The organism is Microbacterium sp., from assembly GCF_035554235.1.
GTDB lineage: Bacteria > Actinomycetota > Actinomycetes > Actinomycetales > Microbacteriaceae > Microbacterium.
In genome coordinates this window covers 1-9,999 of record NZ_DATMIO010000008.1, presented here as the reverse complement: position 1 = coordinate 9,999, position 9,999 = coordinate 1, and the positions used below count along the sequence as shown (strand labels likewise).

Genomic DNA, 9,999 nt, shown 5'->3' with positions numbered 1-9,999 from the left:
CGATCGCTCCCCCGTGCACGCGACGCAGCACCCCGTCGCTCTCGAGGGCGTCGAGATCGCGGCGGATCGTCTCGGTCGTGACGTCGAACCGTTCCGCCAGCGCGATCACGCTCACGCGGCCCTCAGCGATCAGCAGGCGTTCGATCTGCTCGTGGCGCTCCGTTGCGTACACCCGGGTCTCACCTTCGTCGGATTCCCAAACAATACAACATAGAACCACATATTCACAACCCGGTCCCCCGAATTTATCGCCGGATAGGGTCGAACGGTGCCTGATAAACCCGCCGCCGAGATCGCGATCGATGCCTCCCTGGTCCGCTCGCTTCTCGTCTCGCAGGCGACGCACGTCATCCCGGATGCCGCGAACCTCCCCCTCGAGAAGGTGGCCGAGGGCTGGGACAGCGAGATCTGGCGGCTCGGCGATGACGTGGCCGTGCGTCTTCCCCGTCGCGCACTCGCGGCCCCCCTGATGCTCCACGAGCAGCGCGCGCTACCAGAGATCGCGCAGCGACTCGCCGCGACGGGCGTGCGTGTTCCCGTGCCGGTTGTCACAGGTCGTCCCGATGCGGAATTCCCATGGGCGTGGTCGGTCGTGCCGTGGATCGAAGGCACACGCGGCCTCGAGGTGCCAAGAGACGCACGCACGGGGTGGGCGACGGCGCTTGCGGGCGCGATGCTGGCGCTGCACGCGCCGGCGCCGGCCGATCATCCCGTCAATCCGGTCCGTGGTCGGCCACTCAATACGCGCGATGCCGCGTTCCACGAGCGCCTGGAGGCACTCCTGCGCTCCGGTATGCTCGACCGCGGCACGGCGGGCAACCTGCGAGCCATCTGGCGAGCCGGGACCGCGACGGCCGTCTCGAGTCAGGCGCCGGTGTGGATCCACGGCGACCTCCATCCCGGCAACCTCGTCACCCGACGCGGCGCGCTCGAGGGCATTATCGACTTCGGCGACGTGACGGCGGGCGATCCTGCTTACGACCTCGCCGTGGCGTGGCTCGCATTCGATGAGGCTGGCCGTCAGGTCTTCATCGCCGCGACCGATGCCGGCTACGACGAGGACACTTGGCGCCGTGCCCGTGCGTGGGCCGCAGCGGTGGTCGTGTCCCTTCTCACCCACAGCGACGACGCCCCGGACTACGCGGAGCTCGTACGCGATGCGATCCCCGAGGTCACCCGCGACGCGGGCTGACGGTGGGCTCGGCTGGCGGACACCGTCATCGGACACCGTCATCTTGCCGCCCCACCTCGTCGCGGATCCGCGCCCGGTCGTCCTCCCGAGCCCGCTTCTGGACCGCGTTCCCCCGCTGCCTGCACGGCCGCGCCTAGCGGAACGCTCCCAATGCCGATCAGGGCCGAGAGCGTGCCGACGGCGATGCCGTCAACGATGACGCCTGTCGCCGACGAGACAGCAACCTGCCGAGCAGCACGAGTGCCAGCCCGGCGAGCGACAGAACCGCGGCAGCAGCGAGCGATGCTGTCGGGTCGGAGCCCGTAGCCGAAAGGGCGCTCGATGCGGACGTGGCTGGCGACGCGTCCGTCGGCCGCGAGCCGACTGTGATCCGCGATGTCGCCGTACTGCAGTTGGAGGGGTACGCGGTCTCGCAGATCTGATAACTCACGGCGTAGAGCCCGGGCATGATTCCGTCGGGCACGCTCAACTCGCCATCGCCGGCGATGGTGGCACGGCTGCGGTCGTCGTCGACGACCGTGATGGCCACATCGTCTGCGTCGATCTGATCTCCGTCGAGAGTGTCGTTGACCAGGACATTCCCCACGTCCCGGGCGCCGAAGGGTGCCGCGAAGTCGTCGTCCGTCGCGGCGAGCGGCCGGAGGGAGACCGTGACGACGATGGCGGCCGGGTTCGATCGACCGCCGGCGCGATCGGAGACGACGTACGAGAGCGCGGTGGTGACGCCGAGGAAGCCCGTTGCGGGAGAGAAGTTGACGGTGCCATCCGGCTCGCCCGTGTACGTCCCCTCGCCGCTCACTGTGACGGTGGTCACCTCGGCCCCGTCGGCGGGGTCGAGAAGGCGGAGCGTGGCGGGGTCGATCGGAGCGTCGCCTGGGACGTCGTTACCGAGCACAGACAGGGTGAGATCGGTATCGATGGTCGTGCTGCCGCTGTCGTCCTGGGCAATCGGCCCGATGGACGCGTCGACGCTGAACTCCGAAGTGTTCCCGTTCGCATCCGTCGCGGTCGCCGACACCACGGCACCTACAGCGATCGTTGAGGGAAAAGTGAAATCGAACGACGCGATCCCGGAGCCGTCTGTGGTCACGTCGCCCGAGCCGACCCATTGGCTGCCCTCCCCGTGCCCGCTCGGATCGGCGAGGGCATTGGCGTAGAAGTCGAGGGTGTACGGCTGGCCGGCGAGGGCCGCGTGTGTTCCCGTCACCCGTGTCGAACCCCGCTCCGCGTGGGCAATATCGGGATGGTTGAGCTGGAGATTCGGGCCGATGCGCGCCACGCCCGGTGCTGCGTTAGCGGTCACGCCATCGTTCCCGAGGTCGATGCCGAGATCACCGTTGTCGGCGATGACGTTGCCCCGGATGCGAACCCGGCCGCTCGTGTCCGTCGCGCTGGACCCGACCGTGACGCCGTCCGCGCCGTTGGCAGTGATCGTGTTGGGCTGACCGGTCCCGGTTCCCCCGACCTCGACCTGTGCAACTGCGGTTGTCACGAGAATGCCTGACCCCGTGTTGCCGTCGATCGCGTTGCCGTACACACTGACTGGACCGGTGAAGGCGGTGGGCGCGGTAAGGCCCCCAGTGAACGAGATCCCACTGCCGCCGTTGTCCGCCACGACATTGTCCTGGATCAGCGTGCCCGCGCTTCGGATGGCGAGACTCATCCCGTTGCCCAGGTTGTCCGCGATCGTGTTGCCGGTGATCGCGGCCCCTGGCGTGTTGCTGAGGGAGACCCCGACGCCGTTCGGTCGTGGGGAGGCGCCGGACGGGTCGCGGCCGATGATGTTGTCGGCGATCACGACGCCGGAGATGGTCCCCCCGACACCGAAGGGGTAGGTATTCGTGCACGCGATCCCCGCGGTGGAGTTTCCGCCGATGACGTTGTGTACGATCCGGACCCCATCGGGGCCGTTCTGCGTGGACAATGTGTTGCGGCACCGCACGCCGACGCCGTTGCCGGCCGCGGTGCCGTCCGGCGCCAACCCGAGGTAGTTGTACTCGATCGTGACCGCGTCGGCGCCGTAGTAGAAGTCGCCGTTGAACGCCGTGCGAATCCCGCTGATCGCAAACGCGGCGCCGGTGATCGACAGCCCCTTGATGACGGTGGGACTTCCGGCAGACTTGGCATGCAACAGACCGGCGTTGGACCCATGGATCCGCACCATCACCACCGGCGCAGAGCCGGCGACGCACACGGATCCCGGCTGAGTGCAGCCATCGATGGAGATGGTCGAGCCGGCGGTGCCGAGAATCGGCAACGCGGATGCTGGGGTGATCGTGTGCGGTCCGGGACCCGGAATGTTGAACGTGATCGTGTGGGCACCCGGGGTGGCCTGTGCGTCCAGAATCGCCTGGCGGAGTGACCCGGGCCCGCTGTCACCGGTGTTCGTCACGGTGAACGTGGCGGCATGACTCGGGGCCGCAGGCACCAACACGATCGCTGCCGCAAGGACGGCCGCGAGGACTACCGCAACGGCCACGCTCGCGAGCGGACGCGCCCCGGGCGACGATCTAACCATCCATCCATGATGGCACGAGCGTTCCGCGGAAGTAGACACGCCATGTCGCCGCCACATGGATCCGGCGATCGCGATCTCGTGTTCGGCCCGGTCGGATCTGCGACGAGAAAACCCCCGCCTGAGCAGGGGTTCTTCTCTGCTGGGGTACCTGGACTCGAACCAAGAACAAAGGTACCAGAAACCTCCGTGTTGCCAATTACACCATACCCCATGGCCACGACCCGAAGCTCGTGCCAAGGATCAAGTCTAGACCAGTCCGGGGGCCCTGCCAAACCACGCGGGTCGCACTAGCGCTGCAGTTCGCCGACCAGCGCGCCGAGGCGACGGACGGACTCCCCCTTGCCGAGCAGCTCCATGGATTCGAACAGCGGTGGCGAGACGCGGCGGCCGCTGATCGCGACACGCAACGGGCCGTACGCGACACGCGGCTTGAGGCCGAGACCCTCGATCAGCGCGCTCGAGAGCGCTTCTTGAAGTGCGGCGGCGACGAATTCCGAGTCGGGGATGAGCTCGAGGGCGCCGACCGATGCCACGAGCACCTCGCCGACGTTGGCGGGGAGCGAGGCGCGGGCCTCGTCCTCGATCTGAATGTCGTTCGTGAAGAGGAAGCCGAGCAGGCCGGGGGCGTCGCCGAGCAGGGGCAGTCGCTCCTGGATGAGGGGGGCCGCTTGCCGGAGCAGTGCGGACTGCGCGGCGGTCGGGGGGTCGGCGAGAACGCCGGCCGACACGAGGTAGGGCACGATGCGCTCGGCGAAGTCCGTCGGCTCCAGCATCCGGATGTGGTCGCCGTTGATCGACTCGGCCTTCTTCTGGTCGAAGCGAGCGGGATTCGGGTTGACGTCGGCGATGTCGAAGGCGGCGACCATCTCGTGGAGCGAGAACACGTCGCGGTCGTGGCTGAGCGACCAGCCGAGCAGCGCGAGGTAGTTGAGCAGTCCCTCGGGGATGAAGCCGCGCTCGCGCTGCAAAAACAGGTCGGCGCGGGGGTCGCGCTTCGAGAGCTTCTTGGTGCCGTCGCCGAGCACGAGCGGCATGTGCCCGAAGCGCGGGATGAATGTCGTCACTCCGGCGTCGATGAGCGCGCGGTAGAGCGCGAGTTGGCGGGCCGTCGACGGCATCAGGTCTTCGCCACGCAGCACGTGGGTGATGCCCATCAGCGCGTCATCGACGGGGTTCACGAACGTGTAGAGCGGGATGCCGCCGGCTCGGAAGATCACGAAGTCCGGGAAGGAGCCCGCGGGGAAGGTGACATCGCCGCGGATGAGGTCGGTGAAGCTGAGGTCCTCATCGGGAACCTTGAGGCGCAGCGCGGGCTCGCGGCCCTCGGCGCGGAACGCCGCCTTCTGCTCGTCGGTGAGGGTGCGGTCGTAGTTGTCGTAGCCGAGCTGCTTCGCACGCCCGCCGGCCTCGTTGCGGGCGTCGATCTCTTCGGCGTTCGAATAGCTCTCATAGACGTGCCCGCTCGCGATGAGCTTCTCGAGCACGTCGCGATAGAGGTCGTGTCGCTGCGACTGGCGGTAAGGGGCGTGCGGCCCCCCGACCTCGACGCCCTCGTCCCAGTCGATCTTGAGCCATGTGAGGGCATCCAGCAGCTGGAGATAGCTCTCCTCGCTGTCGCGCGCGGCATCGGTGTCTTCGATGCGGAAGACCAGCTTGCCGCCGGTGTGCCGCGCGTACGCCCAGTTGAACAGGGCCGTGCGGACGAGCCCGACGTGGGGCAGGCCCGTGGGCGAGGGGCAGAACCGCACGCGCACATCGGCGCCCGTCGCGGTCGTGGTCGGGTGCGGCGTGGTGGCGGGGGGCTGAGTGTCAGACATGGCGCCTCAAGCCTAGTCGCGGGCCCCGCGTCGGCCGGAGCGAGCACAACGGCGGAGATTCGGTTACGACACGCCGGGCACGTCGCCAGGGGAGCGCGTGTCGGCCACGATCTCCGCTGTTGTGCAAGGCCTGCAAGAGCTCGAGGGCCGGCTGGCGCGCTGACTCGGGGCTACTGCGCCTCGGGCGGTGCGACGGGCGACTGCGACTCGAGCGATGAGGCGATCGACTGCGCCTCGGCCGACTGCCGCGATCGGGCCAGCGGTGTGGCGATCACGACCAGGGCGACCGCGGCGATGGCGACGAGGGCGAGCCCGCCGTAGCCGATCCCGCCGAGGATCACGCCGGCGATGATCGCGCCGAATGCGCCGACGAGGCTCATGGTCAGGTCGCTGCGGCCCTGTCGGCGGGTGCGCAGCGGTTCGGCGGTCGCCTCGGTCAGCAGCGCCGACCCGGCGACCGTGGCCGCGCTCCAGCCGAGCCCGAGCAGGGCGAGGGCGACGGTCACGGCGGGCGTGCTCGCCGCTCCGAGCCACGCCGTCAGGAGGGCAGCCAGCAGCAGCGCCTGGCCGATGAGGATCGTCGCGAACCGCCCGAGTCGGTCGGCCAGGATGCCGAAGACCGGTGAGAGGGCGAACATTCCGGCGACGTGGATGCTGATGGTCAGGCCGACGATCGACAGCGTCGCCCCGTGGTGCAGCAGGTGGATGGGGGTCATCGCCATGACCGCCACCATCACGCCGTGGCTGGCCGAAACGGCCACGATCGCGTAGCGCGCGACGAACGGGCGGTCGGCGCGCTGCACGGCGGCGGGGCGATCGAGCCGCGCCTGGCGCGCCATGCGATCGGCGAGAAGCAGCGGATCGGGGCGCATGAACACGAGATAGAGCGCAACGGCGGCGATCTGCGCGGCGATGCCGAACACGTACGCACCGGTGAGCGGCGGCATCCCGAGCGATGCACCGATGATCTCGCCCGGTCCGACCAGGTTCGGACCGAGCACGGCCCCGATCGTCGTCGCCCACACCACGATCGACAGGTCGCGGCCTCGGCTCGACGGCGCCGCAAGGTCGGTCGCCGCGAACCGCGACTGCAGGTTCGCAGCCTGCCCGGCGCCGATCAGCACGAAGCCGGCGAGAAGTAGCGGGAAGCTGAAGACGGCGGCGGCGAGGATGACGACGGCCACGCCGGCGAGGGCGAGCAGCATCCCGCCGGTGAGCGAAACACGGCGACCGCGACGCCGCGCGAGGGCGGCGAGCGGAACGGCCAGCGCGGCCGCACCGAGGGTGAGCGCCGCCGCCGCGAGACCCGAGAGCGACTCATTGCCCGAGATCTCCGCGGCCAGCAGCGCCCCGAGCGAGACGGTCGCGCCGAACGCGAGCCCGCCGAGCACCTGCCCGAGCGAAAGCACCCAGACCGTGCGGCGCTGGACGGCCGCGACATCCGGAATGCTCTCGGTCATGGCCATCAGCTCCTGCGCATCATGGTCTCGGTCTTACGCGTCTCGGGCGGTGTTGCGGAGGATGCCGAGCCCGTTGATCTCGACCTCGATGGTGTCGCCGGCGACGAACGCCCCGACACCTGCGGGGGTGCCCGTCAGGATGACGTCGCCCGGCAGCAGAGTGAACGCCGCCGACGCGTAGGCGATGATGTCGGCGACCGAGTGGATCATGTCGGCAACCGGGCCCTGCTGCGCGACCTCGCCGTTGAGGCGGGTCTCGATCGTCGCTTCGCTGACGTCGAACTCGGTCTCGATGACCGGCCCGAGGGGGCAGAACGTGTCGAAGCCCTTCGCGCGGGCCCATTGCCCGTCGGTCTTCTGCAGGTCACGGGCCGTGACATCGTTGGCGACCGTATAGCCGAAGATCACCTCGGAAGCGCGGTCGGCCGTGACGTTCTTGGCGATGGAGCCGATGACGACGGCGAGTTCGCCCTCGAACGACGTGAACGTCGACTGCGGGGGCCGCACGATGACATCGCCCGGGCCGATGACGGCGGTGTTCGGCTTGAAGAAGAGCATCGGCTCCGCAGGAACGTCATTGCCGAGCTCTTCGGCGTGGGCGCCGTAGTTGCGACCCACGCAGACGACCTTCGACCGCGGGATGACGGGTGCCAGCAGCACCGCGTCCGCCAGGGGCACGCGCTCTCCGGTGGGGCTGTACCCGGCGAACATCGGATCTCCGTCGAGAACGACGAGCTCGCCGTCATCCACGATGCCGTAGCGGATGGCGTCCTGATGGCTGAAGCGCGCGATCTTCACCGGCCCAGCCTAGTCCCGCCGCGGGCCGCGGGCGGGGCGCCTGAGAACCCGGCCCCGCGGCGAGACGTCCGACTCGCGCCGAGCCCTACGCGTCGAGGCGGAGAAGCCAGCCGTGCTTGTCTTCGCGGCGCCCGTACTGGATGTCGGTGAGCTCCTCGCGCAGCGAGAGGGCGAGCTCGCCCGAGGGCTGCTCGTCGATGAAGTCCTTGCCCTTGAGCGTGCCGATCGGCGTGACCACCGCGGCCGTGCCGCACGCGAACACCTCGACGATCTCGCCCGAGGCCACTCCCTCGCGCCATTCGGCGAGTGACACCGCGCGCCCCTCGATCTTGTGCCCGCGGTCGCGTGCCAGCTGCAGGATCGAGTCGCGGGTGATCCCCTCGAGGATGCTGGGCGATTCGGGCGTGACGAGCGTGCCGTCCTTCATCGCGAAGATGACGTTCATGCCGCCGAGTTCTTCGACGTTGCCGTCCTGGTCGAGGAAGACCACCTGGTCGCAGCCGTTCTCGTAGGCTTCGGACTGCGGCAGCAGGCTCGCGGCGTAGTTGCCGCCGGTCTTGGCCGCACCTGTGCCGCCCTTGCCGGCGCGCGCGTAGTCCTCGGAGAGCCAGATCGTCACGGGGTTCACACCGCCGTGGAAGTAGGCGCCGGCCGGGCTCGCGATGACGTAGTACGCCACCTTCTGCGCCGGCCGCACTCCGAGGAACGCCTCCTTCGCGAACATGAAGGGGCGCAGGTAGAGGCTCTGGTCCTGGCCGGATGGCACCCACGCGCCGTCGACCGCGACGAGCTCGCGCAGCGACTGCACGAAGTACTCGACCGGCAGCTCCGGGAGTGCGAGGCGTCGGGCCGAGCGCTGCAGCCGACGGCCGTTCTGGTCGGGACGGAACGTGTGCACCGAGCCGTCCTGATGACGGTAGGCCTTGATCCCCTCGAAGATCTCCTGCCCGTAGTGCAGCACCGCGGCGGCGGGATCGAGCGAGATCGGGCCGTACGGCTGCACGCGGGGGCGATGCCATCCGCCGCGCTGCGACCAGCAGATGTCGACCATGTGGTCGGTGAAGTTGGTGCCGAATCCCGGGTTCGCGAGGATCTCCTCGCGAGCGGCGGGCGACTTGGCGGCGAGGTTCTTCGTGACGGCGAACTCGAGCGGGGCAAGTCCGGTGTCGGAATCGATGAGAGTCATGTGCGCTCCTGCGTAGGGTGCGGATCCAGGTCCGCAATGTCCAGGTTACGCCTGCAGGCGCTGGGCGATGGCGTCGCCGATTTCAGCGGTTGTGCGGGCGGTGCCGCCCCGGTGGGCGATGTCCTCTTCGACCGCGCGGGTCACGCGTGCGGCATCATCCGCCAGCCCGAGATGATCGAGCAGGAGCGAGATCGAGAGGATCGCGGCCGTGGGATCGGCCTTCTGCTGCCCCGCGATGTCGGGCGCCGACCCGTGAACCGGCTCGAACATCGACGGGAACGCGCCATCCGGGTTGATGTTCCCGGATGCGGCGAGACCGATGCCACCGGTGACGGCGCCGGCCAGGTCTGTCAGGATGTCGCCGAAGAGGTTGTCGGTGACCACAACGTCGAAGCGGGACGGGTTTGTGACCAGGAAGATCGTTGCCGCGTCGACGTGCAGGTAGTCTACGGCCACGTCGGGGTGCTCACGCGCCACCTGGTCGACGATCCGCTGCCACATTCCGCCCGCGTGCACGAGCACGTTCGTCTTGTGCACCAGCGTGAGCTTCTTGCGGCGACGCTCGGCGAGGTCGAACGCGTAGCGCACGACCCGCTCGATGCCGTAGGCGGTGTTGACGGATGTCTCGTTCGCGACCTCGTGGGCGGTGCCGCGCCGGATCGATCCGCCGTTGCCGACGTACGGCCCCTCGGTGCCCTCCCGCACGACCACGAAGTCGATCTCGCCGGGCTCCGCCAGGGGGCCGGGCGCGCCCGGATACAGCTTCGCGGGGCGGAGGTTCACGTAGTGGTCGAGCTCGAAGCGCAGCCTGAGCAGCAGACCCCGTTCGATGTTCGCCTCCTTGAGGCGCGGGTCGCCCGGCACTCCCCCGACGGCGCCCAGCACGATCGCGTCGAGGTCTTCGGCAGTGAGCACGTCGCCGGTCTCGAGGAAACGCGCGGCGCCGAGCGAGAAGTGCGTCGTGTCGAAGCTGACGTCGCTGCCGGCGGTGACGGCATCCAGCACCTTCACTGCCTCGGCTATGACCT

General features: G+C 69.0%; 8 protein-coding genes and 1 tRNA gene. 1 reads left to right on the top strand and 8 read right to left on the bottom strand.

Annotation, left to right across the window (positions count from 1 at the left end; translation table 11 throughout):
• On the bottom strand, positions 1-172 hold a 172-nt coding region (locus tag VNT50_RS00365; protein WP_325483123.1), incomplete at its 3' end, for a DeoR family transcriptional regulator.
• A gap of 96 nt (positions 173-268) precedes the next feature.
• Between VNT50_RS00365 and VNT50_RS00360 the strand changes: the two genes are divergently transcribed.
• A complete protein-coding gene (locus tag VNT50_RS00360) occupies positions 269-1,192 on the top strand; it encodes an aminoglycoside phosphotransferase family protein (RefSeq protein WP_325483122.1) in 924 nt (307 codons plus the stop codon).
• 157 nt (positions 1,193-1,349) lie between these two features.
• Here the strand turns inward: VNT50_RS00360 and VNT50_RS00355 are convergent, their stop codons facing one another.
• From VNT50_RS00355 to VNT50_RS00325, 7 genes are all read right to left on the bottom strand, one after another.
• Positions 1,350-3,710: a right-handed parallel beta-helix repeat-containing protein gene (locus tag VNT50_RS00355; RefSeq protein ID WP_325483121.1), complete on the bottom strand. Its 2,361-nt coding sequence runs from the start codon at positions 3,708-3,710 to the stop codon at positions 1,350-1,352.
• A gap of 139 nt (positions 3,711-3,849) precedes the next feature.
• Positions 3,850-3,921: transfer RNA gene (locus VNT50_RS00350), tRNA-Gln, on the bottom strand.
• Between the two features lie 76 nt (positions 3,922-3,997).
• Complete coding sequence (gltX, locus tag VNT50_RS00345; protein ID WP_325483120.1) at positions 3,998-5,527, bottom strand: glutamate--tRNA ligase; 1,530 nt, start codon at positions 5,525-5,527, stop codon at positions 3,998-4,000.
• Between the two features lie 170 nt (positions 5,528-5,697).
• Entirely contained in the window at positions 5,698-6,987 is a 1,290-nt protein-coding gene (locus VNT50_RS00340; protein WP_325483119.1) for an MFS transporter, read from the bottom strand.
• A 33-nt stretch (positions 6,988-7,020) separates the two neighbouring features.
• Positions 7,021-7,785 carry a fumarylacetoacetate hydrolase family protein gene (locus tag VNT50_RS00335; protein ID WP_325483118.1) on the bottom strand — a complete coding sequence of 255 codons (765 nt, stop codon included), beginning with the start codon at positions 7,783-7,785 and terminating at the stop codon, positions 7,021-7,023.
• A gap of 85 nt (positions 7,786-7,870) precedes the next feature.
• On the bottom strand, positions 7,871-8,971 hold the full coding sequence (locus VNT50_RS00330) for a branched-chain amino acid aminotransferase (protein ID WP_325483117.1): 1,101 nt from the start codon (positions 8,969-8,971) through the stop codon (positions 7,871-7,873).
• 45 nt (positions 8,972-9,016) lie between these two features.
• A partial coding sequence (locus VNT50_RS00325) for a 3-isopropylmalate dehydrogenase (protein ID WP_325483116.1) occupies positions 9,017-9,999 on the bottom strand: 983 nt, incomplete at its 5' end.

What these genes read in the sequence shown, in the direction of transcription:
- VNT50_RS00355 (WP_325483121.1), bottom strand. Translation starts at nt 3,710, where the DNA reads ATGGTTAGATCGTCGCCCGGGGCGCGTCCGCTCGCGAGCGTGGCCGTT.
- gltX (WP_325483120.1), bottom strand. Translation starts at nt 5,527, where the DNA reads ATGTCTGACACTCAGCCCCCCGCCACCACGCCGCACCCGACCACGACC.
- VNT50_RS00340 (WP_325483119.1), bottom strand. Translation starts at nt 6,987, where the DNA reads ATGACCGAGAGCATTCCGGATGTCGCGGCCGTCCAGCGCCGCACGGTC.
- VNT50_RS00330 (WP_325483117.1), bottom strand. Translation starts at nt 8,971, where the DNA reads ATGACTCTCATCGATTCCGACACCGGACTTGCCCCGCTCGAGTTCGCC.